Source organism: Actinomycetota bacterium, assembly GCA_014360655.1.
Taxonomy (GTDB): Bacteria; Actinomycetota; Geothermincolia; order Geothermincolales; family RBG-13-55-18; genus JACIXC01.
Genome location: JACIXC010000005.1, coordinates 111,274 through 138,258, shown reverse-complemented (window position 1 = coordinate 138,258; position 26,985 = coordinate 111,274). Strand labels below are relative to the sequence as shown.

Here is a 26,985-nt window from a genome sequence, read left to right as displayed (position 1 = left end):
GGTGACAGCCGCGGAACTGCGAGAGTGCCGGCGCGACTGCGCAAAGGAAGGAAGAGACGGTCACATGCACTGGCATCTTATGGAGGGAGAAGAGGTCCTGCGGGAGTTGGCCTCGTCTCACCGGGGGCTTTCCTCGCAGGAGGCGCGGGAGCGGCTGGAAAGGTACGGTCCCAACGAGCTGGAGGAAACGGGCGGTAAAACCCCCCTCGCCATGCTCCTGGCGCAGTTCAGCGACTTCATGATCCTCGTCCTTATCGCCGCCGCGGTCGTCGCGGGGGCCATCGGAGAGGTCACGGACTCCCTGGCCATAGCGACCATCGTGGTACTCAACGCCGTCACCGGGTTCGTTCAGGAGTACCGGGCGGAGAAGGCGGTGCAGGCGTTGAAGAAGATGGCGGAGCCCACCGCGGTGGTGATCAGGGACCGCATGCTGGGCAGCGTGCCCGCCTCCCAACTCGTGCCCGGCGACATCGTACTCCTGGACACGGGAAGGGTGGTCCCCGCCGACCTCAGGCTCCTGGAGACCACCCACCTGCGCGTGGACGAATCGGCCCTCACCGGCGAGTCGGTGCCGGCGGAGAAACAGGCGCGGCCGCTGCACGGCGATAGCCTTCCCCTCGGAGACCGCAGAAACATGGCCTACCTGGGCACCTTCGTGACCTACGGGCGCGCCCTCGGCGTGGTGGTGGCCACGGGCATGGACACGGAACTGGGGCGCATCGCGGCCATGCTGCAGGGGGAAGGGGAGGGAAGGACGCCCCTGCAGAAGCGCCTGGCAGGCTTCGGCAGAACACTCACCCTGGCCATCCTGGCTGCCTGCATCGCCTATCTCGTGGCGGGGGTCGTGCGCGGCGAAGCATGGCTGCTCATGTTTCTCACCGCCATCGCCCTGGCGGTGGCCGCCATCCCCGAAGCCCTGCCCGCCGTAGTCACCATAACCCTCGCCCTGGGGGCGAAGAGGATGACGAGGCAGAACGCCCTGGTGCGCAGGCTTCCCGCCGTGGAGACGCTGGGCTCGGTGACCTTCATCTGCAGCGACAAGACGGGAACCCTGACCTTGAACCGCATGGTGGTGGAGGCGGTGTACCTCGAGGGGGAACTCCTGCGCGAGAGCGACCTGGCGGGGCGCGGAGAGGAATTCCTCAGGGCCCTCGCCCTGTGCAACGACGCCCGCCTGGACAGCCGCGGAGAGGTCATCGGCGACCCCACCGAGGCTGCGCTTCTCTCCCTGGCGGAGATAAACGGCTTCGACAGGGCGGAGCAGGAGAGAATGTTCCCTCGCCTGGCGGAGATCCCCTTCGAGGCGGAGAGGAAGTGCATGACCACCTTCCACCGCTCGCCCGAAGGCAGGGTCATCACCTTTACCAAGGGAGCGGCCGAGGTGATGGTGGGCCTCTCGAGCACGGTGCTCGTGGACGGCGTCAGGAAGAGACTGGATGCCGACGAGATGCACGAGGTAACGGAGAAGATGGCGCGGGAAGGGCTGCGGGTGCTGGGCATCGGCATGAAGGAGTGGGAAAGCTTCCCCGGGACGATGGACCCGGAAGAGATAGAGTCGGATCTCACCCTCCTCGGGCTGGTGGGCATCATCGACCCTCCGCGCGAGGAAGCGCTGGAGGCGGTGTCCCTATGCAGGACGGCAGGCATAAGGCCGGTCATGATAACCGGCGATCACCCCGTGACGGCCGCGGCCGTGGCCCGCAGGCTGGGCATCCTGGACGACGGCGGGGAAGCCCTGATGACCGGGGATGAGCTGGAAGCGATTTCCATGGAGGAGTTCGAGGCGCGGGTGGAGCACGTGCAGGTCTACGCCAGGGTCGCTCCCGAACAGAAGCTGAAGATCGTCAGGGCCCTCAAGGACCGGGGCCAGGTGGTGGCCATGACCGGGGACGGGGTCAACGACGCCCCCGCCCTGAAGGCGGCGGATATCGGTGTGGCCATGGGCGTGGCCGGCACGGACGTGGCCAAGGAGGCGTCGGACATGATCCTCCTCGACGACAACTTCGCCACCATCGTGAGGGCGGTCAGGGAGGGGAGGCGCATCTACGACAACATCCTCAAATTCCTTAAATACACCATGGCCTCCAACGCCGGCACGCTCCTGGCCGTCTTCGTGGCGCCCTTCTTCGCCCTGCCCCTCCCGCTGCGACCGGTGCAGATACTGTGGATGAACCTGCTCTGCGACAGCCTTCCCGGCCTTGCCCTCACCGTGGAGAGGGCGGAGGAGGACGTCATGACACGGCCGCCGGTGCTCCCGGGCGAACAGGTGCTGTCGAAGGGCCGCGCCTTTTTTATGCTGAGGTACGGGATGCTCATCGGCGCCTTGACCCTGCTCTTGCAGGCATGGGCGCACGGTGAGGGCATGCACTGGCAGACGATGGTATTCACCTCGCTGCTGGTGGGCAGGATGGCCGTGGCCATGGTGGTCCGTTCCGAAAAGGAGTCGCTCTTCAGGCTGGGGCTGTTCAGCAACCCACCACTCCTGGGCGCCGCCCTGCTCATCGTCGCCCTGCAGGCGGGCGTCGTGTACCTTCCCTTCTGCCACGGGGTGTTCCTCACGGAACCCCTTACCCTCGCCGAGTTCGCGCTCTCCTGCGCGCTTTTCTTCCTGGTACTGATCGTGGCGGAGGCGGAAAAGGCGTTCCTGAGAAGGAGGCATTGAGCCTTTCCCGCGCGAGCCGGGGATGTGGCGCTCGCACATCCTTGCGGGCCCGATGCTCCCGGGTGTTTTCACGCGTTGCCGCGTCGTGGCGCGCCCCGTTGCGTGGACGTCCCCGGGGGAAGGGCCAGGGAAGATATGCCTGGGAGGAAATGCCAACGGGGAAAGGGAAACCCGGGTGAAAGGGATGGAAAAATCCCGGGGAAAAGGGATGGGTAAAGGGCGTTGTGATAAGATTCCCTCATGGATGGCGGTGATCACGCGAACGAGTCGGCCGTGCCGGCCAGGGTGAGGTTCGCTCCCTCGCCCACCGGCCACCTTCACCTGGGATCGGCGCGCACCGCGCTTTTCAACTGGCTTTTCGCGCGCGGCCAGGGAGGAAGGATGGTCCTGCGCATCGAGGATACCGACGTGGAGCGGTCCCGCAAGGAGTGGGAAGAGGCCATTCTCGACGACCTGCGCTGGCTGGGGCTGGACTGGGACGAGGGTCCCGACCTGGGCGGGCCGCATTCTCCCTACCGCCAGAGCGAGCGCGGGGAGATCTACCGCGAACACGCGCGGCTGCTGGTGGAGAAAGGCTGGGCGTACCCCTGCTTCTGTCCTCCCGCCGTGCTGGAAGAGAAGAAGCGCAGGGCGATAGAGGAGGGTCGTCCTCCCCTCTACGACGGTGCCTGCCGCGACCTCTCGGCCCGGGAGGTCAAGGAGCGCGAGGCTGCGGGTGAACGGCCCGCACTGCGTTTCCGTGTCCCGGAGAGGGAAATAATATTCCAGGACCTCCTGCACGGCTTCGTGCGCTTTCCCGCGGGTTCCTTCGGCGACTTCATCATCCTGCGCTCCGATGGCCGAGCCGGGTTCAACTTCTCGGTGGTGGTGGACGACGCCGTCATGGGCATAACCCACGTCATACGGGGCGAGGACCATCTCACCAACACCGCGCGGCACCTGCTGCTCTTCGACGCGCTGGGCTACCCCGCGCCCATGTACCTGCACCATTCCCTCCTCCTGGGACCCGACGGGGGAAAGATGAGCAAGCGGCACGGCGCCACCTCCGTGCGCGAGTACCGGGAGATGGGCTACCTTCCCCAGGCGCTGGCCAACTACCTGGCGCTGCTCTCCTGGTCGCCCCCACAGGGTAGGGAGGTCCTCGACCTGCGGGACCTGGTGCGCATGTTCGATATCGGCGATCTTTCGTCCAGCCCGGCCGTCTTCGACCGGGAGAGGCTGGACTGGCTGAACGGAAAACATCTCCGCCGCATGCCCCGGCACGAGGTGGTGGAGGCGGCAAAAAGCTTCGCGCCGGCGTGGTCGCGGCACCCCCATTTCCCGTTGATGGTGGAGTCCGTGCTCGATAACGTCACCACCCTTGGCGAGCTCCCGCGCTACCTGGAGCCCTACGGTGAGGCCGTGGTCCCGGACGAACATGCATCGGGGTGGCTGCACGGGGAGGTGGCCGAAAGGTCCCTGCGGAAGGCCATGGATATCCTGGAAGCGGGGGAGATGCGTGGACTGGAGGACGCAAAGGACATGGTGGCGCTACTCAAGGGCGCATTCGCGGACCGGGACATCGCGCCCAGGGAAGTGCTCATGCCCGTGCGGGTGGCGCTCACCGGGAGGGAACACGGCCCCGCCCTCCATTACCTCCTTTACGTGCTCGGGAAGGAGGAATGCCTGCGGCGGCTGCGGAGGGCGCTGGGCGGAGGCGCGGACCGCTGACGCGGCATCCGTGATGACCGCCCCGGGGAGACCGCCCTCCCATGACGGATGCTATATCTCTTTGGTGGGCGCTTTCCGTTTTGGAAAAGGCTGAAAACTAAATCGAACACCCTTTCGCCAGGCGTATCTCTTTGGTGGGCGCTTTCCGTCTTAAAGAGGTCGGGAGACCCCCATGGCGACCGCCCTTATAACTTACGCCGCCGTTCTTTATAATCTAACCTGTATGAAGCGGAGGAGGTAAAAGGCGTGTTCGAAAACCTGAAGCGGGATATCCAGGCGGCGCGGGAACGCGACCCGGCGGCCCGCAACGTCCTGGAGATCCTGCTCGCCTATCCCGGGCTGCACGCCCTCTGGATGCACCGCCTGGCTCACCGATTGTGGAAGCGGGGAGTGCCGGTGCTCCCCCGCCTCATCTCGCATCTCAACCGCTGGCTTACGGGGATCGAGATCCACCCCGGCGCCAGCATCGGCAGGGGCGTCTTCATCGACCACGGCATGGGGGTGGTCATCGGGGAAACGGCCGAGGTGGGCGATAACGTCACCCTCTACCAGGGCGTGACCCTGGGGGGTACGGGAAAGGAGAAGGGAAAGCGTCACCCCACGGTGGGGAGGAACGTGGTCATCGCCGCGGGGGCCAAGGTGCTGGGCCCCATCACCATAGGCGAGGATTCCAAGGTGGGAGCGGGCGCGGTGGTCATCCGCGACGTCCCTCCGCGCTGCACGGTGGTCGGCGTTCCCGGAAAGGTGGTGGTGCGCGAGGGCGAACCGGTCATAGACCTGCACCACGAGGCCATACCCGACCCGGTGATGGACCGCATAGAGGCCCTGGACGCGCTCATCCGCGGGATGGAGGAAAGACTGGAGAAGACTCACCGGGAGCTGACGAAAGCGGAGGAAAAGCTGCGCCGCGCCTACGACGAGCTGAAGATGGTGGAGGAGAAGGTAGGCCTGACCCAGGGGGTCGCGGATGCGCCGGGCGGCGGCAGGGCGGGCGCGGCCGGAGCGGTCGGAGGGAAGGGGGGCAAGCCGGCCGGCAGGAAGGGAAGCGGGCGGGCCGGCGGCGCCGCAGGCAGGCGGGCCGGTGGTAAGGAAGGAGGGCGAGCGGTCACGGAGGAAGCAGGGAGGGGCGTCACGGAGAAAGGCGCCGGGGAGAGCGGCGAGGAGAGCGGCGAGGAGAGCGGTTGACGAAAGGTAAGAACCCCCATGACCTTGATGATCTACAACACCATCACCCGTAGAAAGGAAGAATTCGTCCCCCGCGAGGAGGGCAAGGTGGGCATGTACGTCTGCGGGCCCACCGTTTACAACTACATACACGTGGGGAACGGGCGCGCCTACCTGGTGTTCGACGTCATACGGAGGTACCTCCTCTACAAGGGCTACCGGGTGTTATACGTGCAGAACTTCACCGACGTCGACGACAAGATCATCAACCGCGCGCGAGAGGAAGGGAAGACGCCGGAGGAGGTGGCGCGCTTCTACGAGCGGGCCTTTCTCGAGGACATGCGAGCCCTGGGGGTGATGCCTCCCGACGTGACCCCCCGCGCAACGGAGACCATCCCGCGCATGCTGGAGATGATAGGAGGCCTGGTGGACAGGGGCTTCGCCTACGCGGTGGACGGCGACGTGTATTTCAGCGTGGAGAAGTTTCCAGGATATGGTAAGTTATCCGGACGCTCCCTCGACGAGATGCGCGCCGGTGAGCGCGTGGAGGTGGACGAGCGCAAGCGTCATCCCATGGATTTCGCGCTGTGGAAGTCCTCCCGGGAAGGGGAACCGGCCTGGGATTCGCCCTGGGGAAAGGGCCGCCCCGGATGGCACATCGAGTGCTCCGCCATGTCCCTCCAGTTCCTGGGCATGGGCTTCGACATCCACGGCGGGGGACAGGACCTCATCTTCCCCCACCACGAGAACGAGATCGCCCAGGCGGAGGCCTATACCGGCAGGGAGCCCTTCGTCCGCTACTGGGTGCACAACGGCTTCGTCAACATACGCGAGGAGAAGATGTCGAAGTCGCTGGGCAATATCATCCTGGTACGGGAGATATTGAAGAAGTACGAGGCGGACGTGGTGAGGATGCTGGCGCTGCAGACCCACTATCGCAGCCCCATCGATTTCGGGCCGGAAGCGCTGGAGGAGGCGCGGAAGGCCTACGAGCGCCTGGAGAACTGCCGCTTCGCGCTGGACGAGTTCCTGGCCCGCCCCTCCCAGCGGGCCGCGCCCGCGCGCACCCAGAGGGAGGTGGAGCTCTCCGATTCCTTCTTCGACTTCGAGCGGCGCTTCGAGGAGGCCATGGATGACGATTTCAACACGGCGCGGGCGCTGGCCGTCATCTTCGAGCTGGTCAAGGAGCTCAACGCCTACCTGGGCGAGCAGGAGCGCTTTCCCACCCCGGCGGCCCCCATCGTCGCCAGCCTGGGAAGGGACCTGCTGCTCAAGCTGTGCCGCGTCCTGGGGCTCTTCCAGCAGCGCGAGGAGGGGGAGGAAGAATGCGAAGAGGTGGGGCCGGAGGCCGGCGCGAAGGGCGGTGAGGGCATGCCCTCGCCGCAGAGACTGGTGGAGTTGCTCCTCGAGGTGAGGGCGATGGCGCGCGACAGGAAACAGTACGAGACCGCGGACTTCATACGCTCGCGCCTGAGGGAGATGGGCATCCGCGTGGATGACCTGCGCGAGGGACAGCGCTGGAAATTTGTGGGAAAAAGCGAGGAGGAGCCGCCCGCGTGAGGTACGAGCAGGTGGAGGGGAAGCGGGCGGTCCTCGAGGCGCTGCGCGGGGCGCGTTCCGCCTACGAGTTGCTGCTTGCCGAGGGCCTGAAAACGGGGCCGGCCCTGGAGGAGATCCTGGCCGCCGCCCGCCGCAGGAAGGTGCCGGTGACCACCCTTCCCCGCCGTGAGCTGGACAGGCTCGCCGTTTCCGAGAACCACCAGGGAGTCGTCCTGAGGGTTGAGCCCTACCGTTATGCCACCTTCAAGCAGGTCTACCAGAGGCTGGCCGAGAAGGACGAGCCGCTGGTGGTGCTCCTGGACGGGGTGACCGATCCCCGCAACCTGGGGAGCGTGGCGCGGACCTGCGAGGCGGTGGGAGTGGACGCCCTCCTCCTGCCGCGCAGCCGCTCAGCCCCGGTGACGCCGGCGGTATTTCACACCTCTTCCGGGGCGGTGGAGAACCTCGCCGTGGCGACGGTGCCCAACCTGGTGAGCGTGATGAAGGAGCTGAAGAAGCTGGGCATCTGGGTGGTGGGGGCGGATGCGCGGGCCGAAACCTCCTGCTTCCGCGCGGACCTCGCCGGCCCCCTGGCGCTGGTCATGGGCTCGGAAGGGGAAGGGCTGCACCGACTGACCAGGGAGACGTGCGACGCCCTGGTGAGCGTGCCCATGTTCGGGCGGGTGTCTTCGCTCAACGTGTCCGTTGCCGCGGCGGTCATCCTCTACGAGATCATGCGCCAGCGCGGCGCGGTGTGAGCGGGCGCGCGAGGGGACGTGCGGCGATCGGGGAAGGGAAGGACGGAAGTGAGAGCCCTGCTGGTGGACGGCTACAACGTCATTCATCGCCACCCCGCGCTCCAGGTTCTGCTGAGGAAAAACCTGGAAGATGCCAGGGAGGGATTGCTGCGGGAGCTGGCGCCGCTGGCTTCCCCGGACGCTTACGACCTGGTGATGGTGGTGTTCGACGCCGCGCGCTCCGGCGGCGCCGAGCCGGCGTGGGAGGAGCGTGGCGGGATGGCGGTGGTGTTCACGCGCCGGCTTCAGACGGCTGATTCCTTCATCGAGGCGGCGGCCCGCCGCATGTCGGCGCGGGGTGAGGTGGTGGTGGCCACCTCGGACCGTATCCTGCGCGGCGTGGTGGAGGGGTTCGGGGCGAGGGGGCTGGACGGGGAATCCCTCTTCTCCCGCGCGCGAGAGGAGAGGGAGCGGACGCGGGAGGAGATGAGGAGGTTGGCGGGGCCCCGCCGCCGCCCCCTCGAGGAGAGGTTGAGCGACGAGATAAGGGAGCTCCTGGACCGCATGCGTTACGGGTGATCCCGGATGCGCGCCTCCGGAGACGAAAACCCCACCCGTTTCACCCTGCCTTTGCGGCCGTGCCGTTGCGCTACCCGGTTTTCCTGCCTGGCCACCGGCTTTCGAAGGTGCGGATGCTCGAGGCAATGGCGGGAACCCCGGTTGCACCGCCTGGTTTTACTGCCTGGCACCGGTTTCCCTGGAGGGTGGCAGACGACCTGCCATGGGGTGAGGAAGTGGAGCCGGTGAGAGGAATCGAACCTCCAACCAACCGCTTACAAGGCGGACGCTCTACCATTGAGCTACACCGGCTCTCCCAAGCTTAAATTATAACAGGCACGGGGAACGGGAGAGGCGGCAAGGTCCGGAGGAGATCGCTTCGTCGCTCCGCTCCTCGCGATGACGTTACGGAGGTCCCTCGCGATGACGTTACGGAGGTCCCTCGCGATGACCTTACGGAGGTCCCTCGCGATGACGTTTCAAAAGTCCCTCGCGATGACCTTATAGAGGTCCCTCGCGATGACCTTACGGGAGGCCCTCGCGATGACGTTTCAAAAGTCCCTCGGGATGACGTTACGGAGGTCCCTCGCGATGACGTTTCAAAGGTCCCTCGCGATGACCTTACGGAGGTCCCTCGCGATGACGTTTCAAAGGTCCCTCGCGATGACCTTACGGGAGGCCCTCGCGATGACCTTATAGAGGTCCCTCGCGATGACGTTTCAAAGGTCCCTCGCGATGACGTTTCAAAGGTCCCTCGCGATGACCTTACGGAGGTCCCTCGCGATGACGTTTCAAAAGTCCCTCGCGATGACCTTACGGGAGGCCCTCGCGATGACCTTATAGAGGTCCCTCGCGATGACGTTACAAAAGTCCCTCGGGATGACCTTACGGAGGTCCCTCGCGATGACGTTTCAAAGGTCCCTCGGGATGACCTTACGGAAGGCCCTCGCGATGACCTTACGGAGGTCCCTCGCGATGACGTTACGGAGGTCCCTCGCGATGACGTTACGGAGGTCCCTCGCGATGACGTTTCAGAAGGCCCTCGCGATGACCTTACGGAGGTCCCTCGCGATGACGTTTCAAAGGTCCCTCGCGATGACCTTACGGAGGTCCCTCGCGATGGCGTTACGGAGGTCCCTCGCGATGACCTTACGGAGGTCCCTCGCGATGACGTTTCAGCGAGGAGGCGTGTTCCAAGAACGTCATCGCGAGAAGGCGCAAAGCGCCCGGTTTCCTGTCATTGCGAGGAGGCGCGCCAGCGCCGACGAAGCAATCTCCTCCCGGAAAGGGTACGCCACGGGGGGGCGTTCCCGGTTAGAGACCCGCCGCTCAGCCGAGGGTCACCTGCAGGTCTCTTATGATGGCCTCCGCTTGTTCCTCGATGCCCTGCAGGAGTTCCTCCACGCTGATGATGCTGTCGATCCTGCCGGCGACCTCCCCGCCGAAGTAGATGGACCATTCGGGGTCCCCGCCTTCCATGGAGAGGACGATGCCCTTGGTCTCCAGCATGACGCCCTCGTCGTAGCCCTGCTCGAAGCCCTCCTTGAGGAGCTCGTGCAGCCTGACAGAAACCGTGTTCTTCAGGTAACGCGCCGGCCCGAAGATGGAGATCCCTACCAGGGTGTCCATCTCCGAGCTCTCCACCACCTTGTTCTTCCAAAGGTCGTGGAAATCGCTCTCCTTGGTGGCTATGAAGCGCGTTCCCATCTGCACCCCGATGGCACCCAGGGCGAGGGCCGCCACCAGGCCGGCGCCGTCGGCGAATCCTCCCGCTCCCACTACCGGCACGTTCACCGCCTTGATCACCGCGGGGAGGAGCACCATGGTGTGGATGGGCTCGAAGGCGACGTGGCCTCCACCCTCGCGCCCCGAGGCGATTATGACGTCGGCCCCGGCCTTTTCCGCCTTCTGGGCGTGGTACACGGAAGGGGCCACGTGGAACCAGTAGCACCCCGTCTCCTTGATGGTCTCGGTCCAGGGGGTAGGGTTGCCGGCCGAGGTGATGATGACCTTGAGGCGCTCCGCGATGTCCGGGTCCTCCTTGCGCGCGTCTCCCGTAGCCCTGATCAACCCCTCCACCATCTCCCTGAATTCCATGGCGAGGGGGATGTTGCACCCGAAGACGCCCTTCTTCTCCGCCGTGGCCTCGCCCACCTGGGAGATCACCCTGCGCAGGTAATCGTACGGGCTTTTCGGCATGTCCTCCGCGGGCTTTGACCAGAAGTAGCCGATGCCGACGGTGCTGATGATACCCAGGGCGCCGGCGTTGGCGGCAGCTATGCACAGCTTATCGGTATTCCAGGGCCCCATGCCCGCCTGGATCACGGGATACCTTGTGCCCAGCATGTCCGTTAACTTGGTCCGTATCATCTCCGTCCCCTTTCTGCCTCGAGAATGCCGACCGATCAACAGATGCATTATAGGATAAGCCGCCGCCCTTTGGAAACTCTTTTTACCTAAAATCGTTTCCCGTTGCGGCGGGAGGTTCATGCCGCCCCGCCATCCGTTCCGCCGCGCGTCGCGGCCGCGCGTCGCCCCCTTCTTCCTTGCGCAGGGAGAGTATCACGGCGCCCCCGATGATGAAGACGAAGGACCCCAGGCGGAGCAGGAACATGCCCGCCGTGGAGGGAAGGGGCTCGTGCATGGCCACGATGCCGATGATGATGGGGATGAGGTTGGACATGCCGGTGGTGATGGGGACCACGACGATGGCCTTGCCTCTCTGCATGGCCACCTGGTCCAGCACCAGGGTCACGAAAGGGAGGAAGAGGACCATCCAGATATAGGGCGAACAGAGGGCATTGCGGAAGCCGTGCGCCCAGAAGCGGCTGCCGAAGTCGTTCCAGGCGAGCTTGATGAGCACCGCGGTGAGGCCGATGAGCACCCCGGAGGCCACGGCGATGAGGTTGGGCGCCTGCCCCCCCTTCCTGGTTATGCCGTTGAAGAGCGAGAAACCCGCTACGGCGAAAAAGAAGAGGACGAAGAACCAGAGCACGAAGGGGTTGTAGCTGAAGGCCTTGGAGGGAACGCCTATAAGGCTCCGCCCCAGCATTATCAAACCCACCACGATGGTGCCTATCCCCAGCCAGTCGGAGAGAGAAGGTCGCTCTCCCAGCCTGGTGATGGCCAGCAGGGCAAGGACCGCGATCCCCGCGGTGTTGATGGGCTGCACCACCGAGAGCGGCGCCAGCCCCACGGCGATGCCCTTGATGAAGGTGCCGGCGAACTGCAGCCCCTGCGCCTCCAGCCAGGGGCGGCAGGAAAGGAAGGCCTTGACCGTCTGCAGCGGCTTCTGGGTACCGATGAGGGGCAGCTTGTCCAGCTCCCTCTTCTGCATGTAGCCGCTGTAGTTGATCATGGTGGTGGCCACCATGGCCATGATCACCGCAAGGATGACTATCTCCCCCACCTCCCCTCGTTTTTCACCTATTATATATGGAACGCCACGGGGCAGCGGGACTCACTTTCGTGGGGTTTGCCGTTTTGTTGAAGGCGGCCACAACGCCGCGGGCGCGAGGGTCAGGGCTCATGTTGTGCACGGGTCGCGGCGGCCCTTCCGGCAAGCCCATGGCCAGGAGTCCGGCGCAGTCGGGATCTCGCCCCGGAGATGGTTCGCCCGGGAAGGCGTCCCGCCCCCGCCCGGCGTGAACACCCCTTCCGGATAGCATCACACCGCGGCGCTTCGCGCCCTTTTTCTCTCCACCCGGTTGGCGTACCAGGCCAGGATGGACGGGAGCACCAGCAACGAGGCCAGCAGGGCGAAGGTAAGGGAAAGGGCGGTGACCGCTCCGAAGCGCCGCAGGGGGACAATGTCGCTCACGGCGATGATGGCGAAGGCGCCCGCCGTGGTCACCGCCGCGGCCACCAGCGCTTTCCCCACGTGGCCCACGGTCTTCCGGATGGCCTCGTCGACGTCCGCTCCCCCGTGCCATTCCTCCCGGAAACGGTGGGTGACATGGATGCCGAAGTCGATGCCCGCCCCGATGACCAGGGAGGAGATCATCACGGTCATGAAATCCAGGGACCAACCCAGGACGACCAGGGCCCCGATCTCCAGGGCGATGCCCAGGAATACCACGCTGGTCGCCGCCAGCCCCAGGAACACCGACCTGAAGACCAGGGTGACGATGAGGGCGCAGAGGAGCAGGGCCAGCCCCGAGGTCTTCAACTGGGTGGGGAGGATGGAGCTGAGCAGGTCGCTCATGAGCACCGGGATGCCGCTGTAGCTCATGGTCATGGCGGGGTTGTCCGCGACCACCCTCCCTCCGGCGTCGCGCATTATCTTAGCAATATTTTCCATGTCTCCCTGGGTCCCCGAGGCCACGCGCACGCTGACCATGGCCACCTGGCCGTCCTCGCTGATGAGCCGCGAGCCGGAATTCCCCCCGTTCCCCTTCAGCTTCATGAGCAGGGAGACGACCTCCTGCTTGCTAGCGGGCACGGCGCCCCGGTTGACGTTGCGCACGACGTCGGCGATGCTGGTCACCCGGGTGCGGTCGATGAGCGGTTCACCGCGCTCGTCGGTCTGCCCCGTGGAGGAGATCTCGTCCTCGAAGCGCAGCAGGGATTCCAGGTTGGCGGGCTCCAGGATATCCCCCTTCGCCAGGGCGTAGGCGATGTTCTGCCCGCCGAAATATCCCTGGATGACCTCGGAGGCCCGCATGGAAGGCGTATCCCCCTTCATCATCTTGGAGATGTCCGCCTCGGTGGAGACGTTGAAGGCCAGCACCCCGCAGGTCGCCAGGATGAGCAGGGTGACGAGGCCCACCACCAGGCGGTGGTGCTCGGAGAGCACGGCCACCCTGGACAGCGTGCGGTCCAGCCACGTCTCCCCCGCGCGCTCGATGCGTCTCGCGTTCCTGCGCGCCCACTTTTCCTGCGCCTTGGGGCTGCGGTCGCGCAGCACTATAGCGGCGGGCAGCAGGGTGACCGAGAGTAGGAAGCTGAAGAGCACGCCTGCCACGCACAGAATCCCGAACTGCACGATGGGGGGCATGCTGGAGATGCCGAAGGAGGCGAAACCGAAGGCGGTGGTGGCCGCGGTGAGGAACACGGCCACCCCGGTGGTCACCACGGCCGCGGTTGAGGAGGCGTAGGGGTCGTTGCCCTGGCGCCGCTCCTCGTAGTAACGGGACATGACGTGGATGGCGTAGGCGATGTCGATCCCCAGCATGAGGGGCATGATGGCCGTGCTCTGGTAGGAAAAGGGAAAGCCGGCCCACCCGGAGAGGCCCAGGACCCAGATGATGGTGACCATGATGACCATCATGGTGAGCAGGACGTCGGAGACGCGGCGGAAGGTGAGGAAGAGGACCAGCAGGATGAAGGCCAGGGCCAGGCTGAAAAGAAGGCGGGTCTCCTTCATGGTCTGCTGGTTGGCGTCCCGGTTCTGCGAGGCCACCCCGCTCTCGTAGAAGGTGGTTCCCGGCAGGTCGCGGAAGTACTCACGTGCATATTCCTCGAAGGGAGTCACCGCCTTTATCATCTCCATGGTGTCCATCTTCGGGTTGATGCGCGCCGTGATGAGCAGAGCCCTCCCGTCCTGGGAGATGCCATGGATGCCGCCGCCCGGCATCCCCGCCAGCCTGGCCCTCTCGGCGGCCGCGGCGATGTTGGCCTTCACCTGCAGGACGACTTCCTCGTCGTCCAGGGAACCCATCCTTTCCACGAGAAGCTCGTCGGTGGGTTGCGGCAGCTCGCTCCGCACGTCGGCGTAGTAGGCCATCCCGTCCAGGGGAGTGACGATATCGGTGACGAAGGTTTCCCAGACGCCCTGTTTCTCCTGCATGTAGGCCTTGAATCCCGCCACCTTGCGCAGGACCGCCGCGTTCAGCACCTCCCCCTCGAGCATCACCTGTTCCTCGGCGGTCCCACCGAAGAGGTCCTGGGCCTCGTTCAGGGTCTTGACCGACTCCATCTTCTTGGGAAGCATGGCCTTGTAGCTGTATTCCGACTTGATGAAGCCCATGCCTACCACGGCCAGGGCGGTGATCGCCAGGATGGCCAGTATGACCAGGACCGGTCTCCTCTCGCTGTGCGAGGCCAGCCACCGGAATGTCCTCTCCACCATCTCTCTTATCTCCCTTCCCTTTCGCGATGTCGATGCTCAAACCCCGTGGGGAATCGCTGTCAGGGCGCCTGCACCGGGTTCTCGAAACGATCCCTCATCCTCCGCAGCAGGGCATGCAGCTCCTCCCTCTCCCGCGAGGGTACGGCGCGCAGGATGTCCTTCGCCTCCTCTACCATGACTTTGCGGATGCGGGCGGCCTTTCTTTTCCCTTGCGGCGTGAGAGAGAGGATGACCACGCGGCGGTCCTCCGCCTTGCGCACGCGCTCTATCAGCCCCTTCTGCTTGAGGAGGTCCACCATGCGGGTTATGACCCCCTGGGTAACGCACAGGTTCCGGGCCACCTCCCCGGTGCTCATGGGGCCCTCCCGGTGCAGTTGCAGCAGGAGCATAATCTGTGGAAAGGAAAGGTCCTCCGCTCCCCGCCAGCGGCGCTCGTCGCGGAAACGGTGGAAGACCATTATCACGGTCTCTATGAGCTCCTCGGCGAGCGTGTCCGGTTGCGTTTCCTTCATGGTCACTCTTTGTCTAAACTAAAATTTGCATTAAGCAAAGATGCTCAAAATATAACCGTCGCCGCCTTCCCTGTCAACCCGTATCGGCACGGTGCCGGAGAAAATGTATGATGAGATCATGAGCGCACGGCGTGACACGGGCAAGGTCGTGGTGGCCATGAGCGGGGGAGTGGATTCCTCCGCGGCCGCCCTCGTCCTGATGGAGGAAGGTTACCGGGTCGTGGGGGTGACCTTCCTCCTGGGGGACGCCGCCGCTTACGTGGGTAACAATGCCGTGGGAGAAATGCAGCCTTTCCTGCGGCGCGCGGTTTTCGTGGCCGCTCAACTGGGTATCGAGCACCGGGTCATGGACCTGCGGGAGACTTTCCGCTCCGCGGTGGTGGAGCCTTTCGCAGCGGCCTACCTGCAGGGGAGGACGCCCAACCCGTGCGTGGTATGCAACCGGGAGGTGAAATACCGTGCTCTTTTGCGGGTGGCGGAAGAGGTAGGGGCGCATTACGTGGCAACGGGACATTTCGCCCGCTTGCTGCCGGGCGGGGACGGGTCCTTTTCCCTCCTGCGGGCGCGGGACCGGAGGAAGGACCAGTCGTACGTGCTCTACCGGTTGGGACAGGGGGAACTGTCCCGGTGCCTGTTCCCCAACGGCGACCGCGGCAAGGAGGAGGTGAGGGAACTGGCCTCCTCGCGAGGGTTGCCGGTGGCGGAAATGGAGGAAAGCCAGGACGTCTGCTTCCTGGCCGGGCTAGACTACCGCGATTTCCTGGCGCTCTGCGAGCCCCGTTGCCTGTCCCCCGGGCCCATCCTGGACACCGGAGGGAAGGAGCGGGGAAGGCACGAGGGCATCGCTTTCTATACCGTGGGGCAGCGCAGGGGCCTGGGCGTCTCTGCTCCCTGTCCCCTGTACGTGGTGAGGCTGGAGCCGGAGCGAGGCGCCGTGGTGGTGGGACGCCGCGAGGAGGTGCCCGGCGTTTACCTGGAGGCGGAGGAAGCTCACTGGGTGAGAGGCGGCCCGCCCGCCGCCTCCTTCGAGGCCGAGGCCATGGCCCGCTACAACACGCCTCCCGTTCCCTGCCGGGTGAAGGTCACGGAGAAGGGCTTCTGCCTGGAGTTCGCCTCACGCGTATGGGCCCTCACCCCCGGACAGCACGCGGTCATCTACCGGGGGGACGAGGTCTTAGGCGGCGGGGTGATCGCCGCCGTGCGTTGACCTACCGCGGGCTCTTCACCGGAAACTTCCGGGCACGGTCACCCGCCCTCCCGGCCCCGGTGGAAACCCGTCCTAGGTACCATATTTTGCCATGAGGTCGATAAAGGGCAGGCGGTAATTCATGAAGGTCGGAATGGGATAGCGGATGCCCCGCGCGCTGGTGGCCTCCAGCCCTTCCACCACCCTGTCCGCCCATGCCGCGGGGAAGGCGAAGATGAGCTCGTCGTCCTGGGTAGCGGCGAAGACGCGGTCGCCGTTGCCGGGCAGGGCCACCCGCGGTTCCCCGCCCAGAAAGGTACCAACGATCCCCTCGTTACAGGAACCGCCGATGCCTCCGAACCCGGCTTGCACCCTCTCTCCCGTCCAGCGGCTCACGGCCTGCACCAGGCGCATGACCTGGGCCGGGTTGCCGAAGACCACCACCACGTGAGGTTCCACCCGGGTACGCGTGAGGGGGGAGAGAACCACCCCGCCGCAGCGGCCCGCTTCCAGCCGGGCCATCGCCTCCGCCTTCCCGGCCGCCGTCTCCTCGTCCCGGGCATAATGCATGGCCAGCGTGAAGGCGGGGAGGAAGGCCAGCCCCTCTCCCTCGTCCCAGCCCAGGGCGGACACGGCCAGCGGGCAACTGGACTCGTGGCGGTCAAAATACATGGTCAGGCCGCGTCGGCGGGTGAGGGTAAGGCCCTGGCAGAGGGCGATGGGCTCTCCCGCTTCCTCCCGCGGGCGCCGGGATCTCTCGGGGGGTTCCTCCCCCTTTTCAAGGAAGCGCACCGCCACCGGGAAGGTGGCCGGCCTGACATGTTCCTCCAGCTTTTTCCCCAGTTCTGACCATTTTTCCATAAGTTACCTCCTCGCGATGACGGCGACCGGACGAGAACAAGTGGCCTTCGTGCCTCATGATACCCGCAGCCCTTCAAGCTCGAGGCCGGTGGCGAGCTCGTAGAGGGCGTTGTAAAGCTCCACATGGAAGGTGCCCGGCCGGTCGCCCGAGACCGCCGCGGCCCGCTCCCCCGCCAGACCGAAAAGGGCCAGGGCCGCCGCGGTCGCTTCCAGGTAGGGTTCCCCCGAGGCCAGCAGCACGGCGGCGGCGGTGGTGGCCATGCAACCGGTGCCGGTGACTTTCGCCAGCATGTGGTGGCCGTTGTGTACCCTGATCATGCGGGAGCCGTCGCTCACCACGTCCACCTCGCCGGTGACGGCCGCCACGCATCCGAACCTTGCGGCTGCGATCCCCGCCAGCTCCTCCGCATCGACGCCGGCGGAGATGGACTCCACGCCGCGTATCTCCGCCTCCATACCCGCGAGCGCCGCCATCTCCGCGGCGTTGCCCCGTATCGCGGCGAAACGCACCTCCTCCGCCAGGCGGGAGGCAAGGCGGGTGCGGTAGGAGGTGGCGCCGGCTCCCACAGGATCGAAGACCACGGGCACACCGGCCCGGTTGGCCGCCTTTCCCGCCGCCAGCATGGCTTCCTCCAGCGCCTGATAGGGAGTCCCCATGTTGATGACCAGGGCGCCCGCCTGCGAGGCCATCTCCTCCACCTCTTCCGGGGCATGGGCCATTACCGGCAGCGCGCCCAGGCACAGGGTCACGTTGGCGGTCTCGTTCTTCACCACGTAGTTGGTGATGTGGTGGATGAGCGGCTTGCGGGCGGCGACCCAGCGCAGCCTTTCCGCAAGTAACGCCGCGAAGTCGCTCGACTGCATGTTGCATCCTCCCTTCCTTTATCTTCTTTGCGTGCGGTTCTGCCAGGTGCCGTGCCTCCTGTCCCGTTTACGCCGCGAGGACGTTCTTGCCGTCGCGTTCGTCGGCGGGTGGCGCCCTCCTCCCGGCAGCCGCCCGCGGCAGCCCCCGGGCCGGGGAGCAAAGGCCGCAGGCCGAAGACCGATGACCGCGGACCCCGGACCCGTTACCCGGGGAGCAGCCCGGAAACCGTTTCCAGGAGCTCGTCGGGGTCGGCCGGCTTCTCCAGGTAGGCGGCGTACTCCATCCTGCGGCCGGTTTCCAGCTCGTAGCGCCGGTTGGCGACCTCTTCCCGCACCGAGGTGAGGACGATAACGGGTATCCTCGACCACCGCTCGTAGGCCGGTTCGCGCAGCCTGTTGAAGACGGCGAAACCATCGACGCGGGGCATGAGGAGGTCGAGGATGACGAGGTCGGGGCTTTCGCGCTCGATCTTTTCCAGGGCCTCCGCCCCGTCCTTGGCCGTGACTATCTCGTACCCCTCCTCCTCGAGGAGCATGGAAACAACTTCCACCACGTCGGGGTCGTCGTCGGCCAGCAATATCTTTTTCATCGCACACCTCCGGTCTTGCTCTTGGCCCGAGCTTCTATATCCCGATCCGTTCGAAGATGCCTGTTCCTTCTTCCATGGCCCCGGTCACTCTCCGTCCTTCCCCTCCATGCTCCGATCCGTCCGGCGATAGCTGTTTCCGCTTATCCCTCAGCCGGGCGGCGGATGCCGCCACGCGCCCCTTCCCTCTTATCCATATCCTGGAAGTCGTGCCTTCTCCCCTTCCCCGGGTCGGGTCCGCCCTGACGGCGGTGACGTGTCATTCCCCGGTGGTCTTGCGCATGATAACCTTTGGCTCCCGGCTCTCGCCCAGCATCCAGCGGTCCTCGAGCCTGCAGGTGACCCCCACGGGGATGGTGAAGGTGACCCGCGTGCCCCTGCCGGTCTCGGGTACCGGGCTCTCCGCCCAGATCTCGCCGCGGTGCATTTCGACGATGCGCCTGCAGATGGAGAGGCCCAGCCCCGTCCCCTCCTCCGCTTCCGGGTCCCCCTTGTAAAACTCCTCGAAAATGTGGGGGAGCTTATCCGGGTCTATGCCCGTCCCCTCGTCCTCGACGCTGACGGTGACCACGTCGTCCTCCAGGCGGGCGCGTATGGTGATCTTTCCACCCCGGGGGGTGAAGCGCACAGAGTTGGAGACCAGGTTAAGGATCAGCTGCTGCAGCCGTATGTCGGAGGCGAAGACCTCCGGCAGGGGATGGCGGATGTCGGTGGACACGTTGATCCCCTGGGGCTCTGCGAGTTCGTGGGCCATCTCCACAGCCGCCGAGAGCACTTCCTCCCACGACACCGTCTTCAGCTCCGCCATGACCTGCCCGCTCTCCAGCCGGGAGAGCTCCAGGAGGTCGCTGATGAGCTCCATCATCCCGTCGATGCGCTGTATGCTGCGGCGTATGCCCTGCAGCATGCGTTCGTCCAGGCGGTCTGCCCCCTTGCGCAGGAGCATCTTCAGGTAACCCTGCACCGCCACGAGGGGGGACTTGAGGTCGTGGGTGACCATGGAGAGGAAACTCAGGAAATGGCGCCTCTCCTCCCGCATGCGCACCAGGCTCCTGCGCGCCTCCTCCGCGTCCCTGCTGACGAGCTCCCGTTCCTCGGCGATCCTCAGGATCATGCCGCCCAGCTCGGCGATGGCATTGAGGAAGTCGAGGTCCTCCCGGTTGAATCTCTTGGCCTCCGTGAAGAAGAGAAGCATGATGCCCCGCACCCCCTGGCCGTCGCGGAAGGGCAGGAAGACGAGGGAGGAGATTCCCTCGCGCACGAGCTCCTCCCGGCGCTTGATGCGGGGATCGCCGGATACGTCCCATATGAAAAGCGGGTTGCCCTTGAGTACCTGGCGCAGGGCATGATCGTCGATGATCCGCCCCCCGCGCAGGTAGCCGTCCTCGATCCCGCAGCTCATGCGCGTGACCAGGTGCCTCTCCCCTTCCTGCGAGATGAGAAGGGAGCATCCCCTGGCTCCCGTGCCCCGCGAGGTGGACTCCACCAGGGCGCGTATGATGTTCTCCACGCCCCCCGCCGCCACCACGGAGCGGGCGATCTCCTGTATTATGCGTTCGCGCATCGCCTCACCGTCCTCAGCCGCCCCGTCCGCCGCCTCCTTGCGTCCGGGTCGCGCCCCGTCTTCCCGGGCACGCGTCGAGCGCTCAACTCCCGGATCCCGGGGGCTTTTCGCCTTCACTCATCGCCGTTCCGGGTCTTCCGGGCTCAATGCCTGGAGCGGCCTACTGCACCTGCTGCCTGCAGGGATTGACGTGGTCCGAAGGCCGGCTGCGAAAGGGGTTCCTCGCCGCCCGGCTTTCGCTGTCCGCCGAGCGGGGATGTATCCATTATACACGCATACCCGTCCGTATACGTGTCCCGCTGTGCTGCCGAAAAATCCGCGCATCGCCGCGGTATCCTCGGTATCCCGCTCCGGCCGCCCCTGTTGTCGAACACGCGTATGGGGACGGATCGCACACGTGTTCGCGGGCGATGAATCGATAGATACAAGAAGGATTCCGGGAGGCGGCCGGCATCATGTCCGCGGAGACGCACGGGGAGGAGCCTGCCACCGCATCGCTTCACGAGGCTTTTGCAAGGCGTCTTCCGGGAAGATGCCGCTTCGTCTCGGCGGGCATCCCCCGGGTCCTTTCCATCCTTCCAGGTTCTTCCATACCAAGGAGGTTGACTTCCACCCGGTGCGATGATTAAAGTAATGACATGTCAGTACCGTGCCGATGGGCGAGATGGCTGCATCGCGCACGTGTTGATGGGGCGGGAGGAGACGTAGCGGCAGGCGGCACATCGGCGTATCTCGAGGCGGCGTTTGGTCAACATGATATCTGGGCATATCGATAAACCGGTCAGAACATCCATGATCATGCTTTCGATCACGTGAGTGTAAGGCGCTTGAGCGCAAAAGGCAGCATGTTTCGCGTTGATATGGGAGGTGAGACCATGCATCACGATTTCTTCGACGGCGTGGAACAGGTGGAAGCCCAACTGGTGGGCAAAGAAGCCAAGCTCCCGGTGTTCTACCGCAGCGCCAGGGCCATGACCGCGGTATTCCCGGCCACCGTGCTCGCCCTGAAGAAGCTCATCCCGGACCCGCGGTACAGCCCGGCGCAGATGGTCCCCGGGATCGGAGCGTTGCACCTCACCGCCTTCGAGTATTACGACACGGACATAGAGCCCTACAACGAGTTCGCCATCGGGGTACTGCTCAACGACCCCCACGTACTGCCGGTTCCCGGCTACAACCTGCTGCGCCAGTTAATACGCATGAATTTCTACACCTACATCCACCATCTCCCCGTGAACACGGAGATCGCCCTGCGTGGAGGCATCGATATCTACAACTATCCCAAGTTCCTGGCGGACATCGCGTACACCGACAGCGAGCAGGAGGTCACCTGCGACCTCTCGCAGGGAGGGGACCTCATCCTGAGGTTGACGGGGCAGAAGATAAGCGCGGCGAGGAGCGGCATCATGAAGTACTTCTGCCACCTCTACCAGTTCAAGCAATTGCAGGGGGCGGAGTTCAAGGTCAACGCCATAAGGTACGCCCTGGTCCCCGCTCCCGGCAAGGTCAGGCTGGAGCTGGGGACATCCCATCCCGTGGCGGAGGAACTGCGGCGGACCCTGCTCACCACCCAGCCCCTCATCTACATCTACATGCCGGAGATACAGTGCATCCTCTACGGGCCAGACCGCCTCTCCCTGCCGCTGCTCGTAAGGCTGCTGCGGGAAAACATGGGCATTTCCCTGGAGGAGCTGGCGGCCCGGCAGGCGAAGTAGGCGAAGCAGGGAAGAGCGGTAAGGTAGCCGTGACGGCGCGGGAAGGCGCGGGGCGGGAAAAGGGGCGTTTCACGCGAGGATGACGCGGCGCGGCAGAGCCTCCGCGCCTGCCGGGGTCGACGACGTCGGGGGTTCGAACCGTGGGATTCTGGGACGCATACGAGGGCGATTACGAAGAGCTCTTCGCGGGTGACCCCGTTTACGAGGAGGCCCTGCGTATGGTGATCGAGCTCGCCGGGGACCTTTCCGGAAGGGCGGTGCTGGACCTGGGGTGCGGCGCGGGAGCGCTCCTCCGCCGCCTGGCGGAGGCGTACGTCGGGGCCGAGATATACGGCGTCGACCCCTCGGAGAAGATGGTGCGGCGCTGCGAACGCGGGCTCCGTGGGGTGAAAGGGGTGAGCGTGCGGGAGGGCACCGCAACCGCCATCCCCCTTCCCGACGCTTCCGTGGACGCCGTGCTCTCCAACCTCGCGCTGCACCACGTGCCTCCCGGCGGGAGGGAGAGCTGCGCCCGCGAGCTGGCCCGCGTGCTGCGTCCCGGCGGGCGCCTGGTCTACGCGGATATGTTCTGCGACGTGGACGGGCCGCCCGAGGACCCGGAGCGCTGCCGGGACATCATCCAGAAAATGGTAGGAAAGTCCCTCTACGACCTGGAGCACGGCGCCTACCGCACGATGCTCCTGCACCTGGGGGACATCCCGGCCGTGCTCACCGGGGACGGCGAGTATTTCACTACCGACGGGGTCTGGCGCCGGGTCCTGGCGGGAGCGGGGTTCACGGACCTGGAGGTCTTTCCCGTGCCCCCCGCCGAGTTCGGCTACCGCGTCATCACCGGCATAAGGTTTTAGATCCCCCCTTGCGAGCCGGGACACCGACGGGGTCGATTATCCGTGTCGCGCGAACGCGGCGCCGTCGAGACGCAAGAGCCAGGGCTTGCTCCGTTCCCGTTATCGGTTGCCGTCTTCGAGAGGAGGCGCATGAGCGCCGACGCGGCGATCTCGCCGGGAGGAGGGGAAAGGCCCGGGTGCCGGGAGGGGCGGCAAGGTCCGGAGGAGACTGCTTCGTGACTCCACTCCTCGCAACGGCGCTTAAAGGCAACAGGTGGGGTCGGGCACCGAGTTGTCGCCGAAGGCGGCGAATGGTACCTGACCCCGAGGTGTTGCGCACTTGCATGCTTGGTCAGTCTTCCAGTCCCTCGACGGTGCAGGTGCACTCCTTGCCCAGCACGCGGGCCTCGGCCAGGTTCCCGGCCACGATGGGGAGGTCGAGGGGATGGCTGTACGGCGGGGCGTAAGCCAGGTCGAGGGAAGAGAGATCGCCCGCGGTGAGGCGGGCGGCTATGCACGCGGCGAAGATGTCCAGGCGCTTGTCCACCTGCGCCGCGAGGTCCCCCAGCACCTGGGCGCCCAGGAGGCGCCCCGTGTCCTTTTCCACCGTGACGCGGGCGGTCATGCGCGGGCCGCTCCGGTAATAGCCGGGGAGCACGCTGTCCTCCAGGGTGACCGTTTCCGCCCGGAAGCCTGCCTCCGCCGCCTCGGCGGCTCCGAGGCCCGTCTTGCCCGCGGTCATCTCGAAGGCCTTGAGGATGAAGGTGCCCAGGACCCCCGGGAAGGAGGCCTGGTTGCCGGAGGCCGTCTCCCCCGCCACCCTGCCCTGCTTGCGGGCGGTGGAACCCAGGGGAACCCAGGTCTCCCTCTCCGAGACCAGGTGGAAGGTGGTGGCGCAGTCGCCGCAGGCCAGCACGTCGGGGGCGCTGGTGCGCATGGCCTCGTCCACGCGGATGGCGTCCCGGGCTCCCAGCGCGATGCCGGCCTGCCTGGCCAGGTCGCTGGCCGGCCGTATGCCGATGGAAAGAAGTGCCAGGTCGGCTTCCAGCGTACCCCCGGAGGTCGCCACCCGCCTCAGGCGACCGTCCCTTCCCCCCTCCAGCCCCTCCAACTTCTCCCCCAGGTGCAGTACGACCCCGTTCTCCTCAAGGTGTTTTGCCGCGTGGGAGGCGAGGTCGGCGTCGAGGGGGGGCAGGACGTGGTCCGCGAGCTCCACCAGGTGGACCTCCATGCCCAGGCGGCGCAGCGCCTCGCACATCTCCATGCCGATGGCCCCGCCCCCCACGATGACCGCCCTGTGCGGGGCCTGGAGGTCGATGAAGGACTTCATCTCCAGCGCATGCTTGAGGCTGCGCAGGACGAAGACGCCTTCCAGCTCCCCCCCCGGCACGGGAGGGACGAAGGGAACCGCGCCCGTGGCGATGATCAGCCTGTCGTATTCGATGGAGGACTCGCTCACTCCCTCAAGGTCCACCACCCGCACGAGCTTGTTCGCGATGTCGATGGAATTGACGCGGTGGCGCAGGAAGACGCGGATGTTCTGCCTGTTTTCGAATTCCTCCGGGAGCCGGGCCAGGAGCTTGCGCCAGTTTGGGGAATGGCCGCCTATGAAGTAAGGCAGGCCACACCCCGCGTAGGAGATGAACTCGTCCTGGTCGTAGATCTCTATCTCCGCGTCCGGGCAGCAGCGCCGCGCCTTGGAGGCGGCGGTGGCGCCCCCGGCCACCCCGCCGATGATCACCAGCTTCTTCATATTCCCCATGATCTTCCACTCCCTCCACTGTGTTATGGCCATGTTCCGGTCGTGTTTCCCCCGTACCCCGGTCTGCGCGCTGTGGGGTCACCCTGCGCGTCTCCGCCTCAGGCGGTACTGCTTCCCGGCGTCGGCTCGTGCGAGCGGGGAGGGGCGCAAGGGGCCGCATTGCCACCGGGTTCATCGCGGGTCGCATCCCCCCGGGAAAGGCAAGGCAACCACGAGTATTATATAATTATGTTTCCCCGCGGCTCGCCGCAGTAAAACACTTGCAGCGCCCGGGTGATCGGGATGGAGGCGGCAAGGGAGCGAAGACGGGGAAGGGCCTTGGCCTTCCCCCGGCATATCCCGACCGCGAAGACGTTGCATCGTTGTGGTTCGGCGGCCCCGCATCCTTTCGCGCCGGGGAGGTCGGTTACGGGAGCGAGAGGGAAAGGGTGGTAGCATGAACGAGGTATACGTCGCGGGAGTGTCCATGGCCGACGTGGGCTGGCACGAACTCGATCCCCACGAGCTGGGTGCGCGTGTCTGCGCGGAGGCGCTGCGGGATGCGCGCCTCCTGCCGCGCGAGATAGAGGGCATAGCCTCCACGCCCCACGGCTACATGGCGGAGAACCGCAAGTTCGCCAGCCAGAGGATGGCAGATTACCTGGGCATCACCGCCGCCTTCATGATGGACGTGGACAGCGGGGGCAACTCGAGCACCGCCGCCGTGCACGCGGCCTACGAGAGCATCAGGTCGGGCAAGATAAGGTCCTGCCTGGTCTTCGCGGCGCAGAGGGAGGTCCCCAAGAAGGTCATCCAGAAGGACGTCTTCAGCTATTTCCACCTCATCATGAGCGCCAACTCGCTCTATGACTCCTACCAGGCGGCTTACGGCGTGATCAGCCCCCTGCCCTTCTACGCCATGGCCGTGCAGCGCTACATGCACGAATGCGGGGTGGAGCCGGAGGACATCGCCCGCGTCGCCGTCCTCCTGCGGGAGCACGCCCTGAAACATCCCCAGGCCGCCTACAAGGATCCCATCACCCTGGAGGAGGTCCTTTCCAGCCCCCAGGTGTCCCCTCCCATCCACCGCTTGGAGAGCTCGGAGATGCACGACGGCGCCGCGGCGGTGGTCCTGGTCTCCGGGGAGATGCTGCGGGAGAGGGAAAGGGCCGTGCGGGTGGCGGCAATCGCGGAACGACACGACCCCACCAGCTTCCACCCCTACCGGGGGGAGATATCCCGCTTCCCCTGCGTGGAAAGGGCGGGAAAGGCGGCGCTGGCGGAGAGCGGCTACCGCATCCGGGACATCGACGTCGCCGAGGTCTACGGCGCCTTCGCCGGGCTGGAGCTCATGATGTACGAGGAGCTGGGGTTCTTCGGGAGGGGGGAGGCCCCGGCGGCGGTGAGGGAGGGGAGGACGACCCACGGCGGGGATGTGCTCCTCAATCCGAGCGGGGGCAGGCTTTCCCTGGGTCACCCGGCCTACGTGACGCCCCTGCTGGAGATCACCGAGGTGGTCCGCCAGCTGCGCGGGGAAGCGGAGGAGCGGCAGAGACCGGGGGCCTCCGTGGGCCTGGTGCACACCGAGCAGGGATTCATCAACGGTTCGGTGGTCATGGTCCTGGACAGGGAAGTCCCCGGGAGTTAGGAAGGGCGTGAGGAAAGAATGGACACCAAGCCATACGTGCAGGACGGCGCTGCCGCGGAGTTCTTCTCCCGCCTGGCGGAGGGGGAGTTCCGGACCACGCGTTGCAGGGCATGCGGGGAGACGCATTACCCGCCCCGCCTGGTCTGCCCGTGCTGCCTGGGCGATGACCTGGAATGGGTGGACCTGCCGCGGGAGGGCACCCTCCTGGCCTTCACCTGGCAGGAGGCGGCCATCCGCTGCGTAAAGCCCGATGTCCTGGGCCTGGTTGAGCTGGAAGGGATCGGAAACATCTTCACCCGCATCGACGCGCCTTACGAGAGCCTGCGCATCGGGCAGCGGGTCGCCTTCGACACCTGGACGTCCCCGGACGGGGTGCCCCTGCACCATTTCCGGCCCGTGGAGCGAGAGTGAATCCGCGCGAGAGCCTGTGCGCGAGCGCACATGATGCCGTATGGTTGCGGAAGGCGAGCCGCCGCGACCAGTGTCCCGTGCCGGGCGCGTAATATGCCATGCCGGTAGAAAAATAAGAATATATTAATATAATTATTAGAATTAATTTATAAATCATGTTTATAGGTCTTGCTTATGCCCGGATCAGGAAAGTTTTGAAAAACCCGCTTTGTATGCGAGATACGCTAGCCGTGAAAAATGCCGTCTCACACTCAACAAGTGGAAAAGCCCGCGAAAGAATCTTTGAGCAGCAGACCTTAGATGAATCTTGACATCCTGCCGAAAATATGATTTCTGTAAGAAAATCTCATAAGACGACCTAGGAAAGTAAGACGACCTAGGAAAGTCCGTAGGCCACAACGGCGTGGCGGCAAGGATGTTTTCGTTCTTGTTGCGGTTTTATGTTCATGCGCCCGGGCAGCAATAAGCCGTTTTTCTGCGGCGGCGCGAGAAACAGGAGATGCAAGGGGAGATCAAGTTACATATTAACTGGCAAAATATGGTAATTATAATGCGAAGGGTCGAGCGCGAAGCTCCAGAGACGTCCAGAGACGCAGTCTAGGCGATAGGAAAATGATCCCAGAAAGCGC

At 65.4% G+C, this 26,985-nt stretch carries 19 protein-coding genes, 1 tRNA gene and 1 pseudogene; 11 read left to right on the top strand and 10 right to left on the bottom strand.

Annotated features, from left to right (window positions below; genetic code table 11):
• Nucleotides 1-64: 64 nt before the first annotated feature.
• The 6 genes and pseudogenes from H5T73_05465 (at nucleotide 65) to H5T73_05440 (ending at nucleotide 8,391) form a co-directional block, all read left to right on the top strand.
• Complete coding sequence (locus H5T73_05465) at nucleotides 65-2,662, top strand: cation-translocating P-type ATPase (GenBank protein ID MBC7247208.1); 2,598 nt, start codon at nucleotides 65-67, stop codon at nucleotides 2,660-2,662.
• Nucleotides 2,663-2,902: 240 nt separating this feature from the next.
• Nucleotides 2,903-4,372 (top strand): glutamate--tRNA ligase, encoded by a 1,470-nt coding sequence (locus tag H5T73_05460; protein MBC7247207.1) that lies wholly within the window; start codon nucleotides 2,903-2,905, stop codon nucleotides 4,370-4,372.
• A gap of 246 nt (nucleotides 4,373-4,618) precedes the next feature.
• A pseudogene (gene cysE / locus H5T73_05455) lies at nucleotides 4,619-5,233 on the top strand (serine O-acetyltransferase).
• Between the two features lie 342 nt (nucleotides 5,234-5,575).
• Entirely contained in the window at nucleotides 5,576-7,096 is a 1,521-nt protein-coding gene (locus H5T73_05450; protein MBC7247206.1) for a cysteine--tRNA ligase, read from the top strand.
• The gene (rlmB, locus tag H5T73_05445) at nucleotides 7,093-7,833 is read left to right on the top strand and encodes a 23S rRNA (guanosine(2251)-2'-O)-methyltransferase RlmB (protein ID MBC7247205.1); all 741 of its coding nucleotides are present in this window, start codon (nucleotides 7,093-7,095) and stop codon (nucleotides 7,831-7,833) included. The genes H5T73_05450 and rlmB overlap by 4 nt, the downstream gene beginning before the upstream one ends.
• Nucleotides 7,834-7,881: 48 nt before the next feature.
• Complete coding sequence (locus tag H5T73_05440; protein MBC7247204.1) at nucleotides 7,882-8,391, top strand: NYN domain-containing protein; 510 nt, start codon at nucleotides 7,882-7,884, stop codon at nucleotides 8,389-8,391.
• Nucleotides 8,392-8,607: 216 nt separating this feature from the next.
• On the opposite strand, the gene H5T73_05435 is transcribed toward H5T73_05440, so the two are convergent.
• From H5T73_05435 to H5T73_05415, 5 genes are all read right to left on the bottom strand, one after another.
• A tRNA-Thr gene (locus tag H5T73_05435) sits at nucleotides 8,608-8,682 on the bottom strand.
• A gap of 1,017 nt (nucleotides 8,683-9,699) precedes the next feature.
• Nucleotides 9,700-10,740, bottom strand: coding sequence for a nitronate monooxygenase (locus tag H5T73_05430; GenBank protein MBC7247203.1), 1,041 nt, complete (start codon nucleotides 10,738-10,740; stop codon nucleotides 9,700-9,702).
• A gap of 82 nt (nucleotides 10,741-10,822) precedes the next feature.
• A complete protein-coding gene (locus H5T73_05425) occupies nucleotides 10,823-11,779 on the bottom strand; it encodes a hypothetical protein (GenBank protein MBC7247202.1) in 957 nt (318 codons plus the stop codon).
• Nucleotides 11,780-12,037: 258 nt separating this feature from the next.
• A complete protein-coding gene (locus H5T73_05420) occupies nucleotides 12,038-14,440 on the bottom strand; it encodes an RND family transporter (protein ID MBC7247201.1) in 2,403 nt (800 codons plus the stop codon).
• 59 nt (nucleotides 14,441-14,499) lie between these two features.
• Nucleotides 14,500-14,952, bottom strand: a complete 453-nt coding sequence (locus H5T73_05415; protein MBC7247200.1) for a MarR family transcriptional regulator — start codon at nucleotides 14,950-14,952, stop codon at nucleotides 14,500-14,502.
• 118 nt (nucleotides 14,953-15,070) lie between these two features.
• On the opposite strand from H5T73_05415, the gene mnmA reads away from it, so the two are divergent.
• Entirely contained in the window at nucleotides 15,071-16,159 is a 1,089-nt protein-coding gene (gene mnmA / locus H5T73_05410; GenBank protein ID MBC7247199.1) for a tRNA 2-thiouridine(34) synthase MnmA, read from the top strand.
• 72 nt (nucleotides 16,160-16,231) lie between these two features.
• On the opposite strand, the gene H5T73_05405 is transcribed toward mnmA, so the two are convergent.
• The 4 genes from H5T73_05405 to H5T73_05390 form a co-directional block, all read right to left on the bottom strand.
• Entirely contained in the window at nucleotides 16,232-16,999 is a 768-nt protein-coding gene (locus H5T73_05405) for a DUF169 domain-containing protein (protein MBC7247198.1), read from the bottom strand.
• A 54-nt stretch (nucleotides 17,000-17,053) separates the two neighbouring features.
• The gene (thiM, locus tag H5T73_05400) at nucleotides 17,054-17,863 is read right to left on the bottom strand and encodes a hydroxyethylthiazole kinase (GenBank protein ID MBC7247197.1); all 810 of its coding nucleotides are present in this window, start codon (nucleotides 17,861-17,863) and stop codon (nucleotides 17,054-17,056) included.
• A 203-nt stretch (nucleotides 17,864-18,066) separates the two neighbouring features.
• Nucleotides 18,067-18,453 (bottom strand): response regulator, encoded by a 387-nt coding sequence (locus tag H5T73_05395; GenBank protein ID MBC7247196.1) that lies wholly within the window; start codon nucleotides 18,451-18,453, stop codon nucleotides 18,067-18,069.
• Between the two features lie 256 nt (nucleotides 18,454-18,709).
• Nucleotides 18,710-20,014, bottom strand: coding sequence for a GAF domain-containing sensor histidine kinase (locus H5T73_05390; protein ID MBC7247195.1), 1,305 nt, complete (start codon nucleotides 20,012-20,014; stop codon nucleotides 18,710-18,712).
• An 860-nt stretch (nucleotides 20,015-20,874) separates the two neighbouring features.
• Between H5T73_05390 and H5T73_05385 the strand changes: the two genes are divergently transcribed.
• Together H5T73_05385 and H5T73_05380 are read left to right on the top strand one after the other, a co-directional pair.
• A complete protein-coding gene (locus H5T73_05385; protein MBC7247194.1) occupies nucleotides 20,875-21,729 on the top strand; it encodes an acetoacetate decarboxylase family protein in 855 nt (284 codons plus the stop codon).
• A gap of 140 nt (nucleotides 21,730-21,869) precedes the next feature.
• Complete coding sequence (locus H5T73_05380) at nucleotides 21,870-22,577, top strand: methyltransferase domain-containing protein (GenBank protein ID MBC7247193.1); 708 nt, start codon at nucleotides 21,870-21,872, stop codon at nucleotides 22,575-22,577.
• Between the two features lie 331 nt (nucleotides 22,578-22,908).
• Here H5T73_05380 and H5T73_05375 read toward each other — a convergent pair whose 3' ends face one another.
• Nucleotides 22,909-24,351, bottom strand: a complete 1,443-nt coding sequence (locus H5T73_05375) for an FAD-dependent oxidoreductase (GenBank protein MBC7247192.1) — start codon at nucleotides 24,349-24,351, stop codon at nucleotides 22,909-22,911.
• A 403-nt stretch (nucleotides 24,352-24,754) separates the two neighbouring features.
• Here H5T73_05375 and H5T73_05370 point away from each other — a divergent pair, with 403 nt between their 5' ends.
• Nucleotides 24,755-25,945 carry a thiolase family protein gene (locus H5T73_05370; GenBank protein MBC7247191.1) on the top strand — a complete coding sequence of 397 codons (1,191 nt, stop codon included), beginning with the start codon at nucleotides 24,755-24,757 and terminating at the stop codon, nucleotides 25,943-25,945.
• Between the two features lie 18 nt (nucleotides 25,946-25,963).
• Nucleotides 25,964-26,356: an OB-fold domain-containing protein gene (locus H5T73_05365; GenBank protein MBC7247190.1), complete on the top strand. Its 393-nt coding sequence runs from the start codon at nucleotides 25,964-25,966 to the stop codon at nucleotides 26,354-26,356.
• The last annotated feature ends 629 nt before the right edge of the window (nucleotides 26,357-26,985 follow it).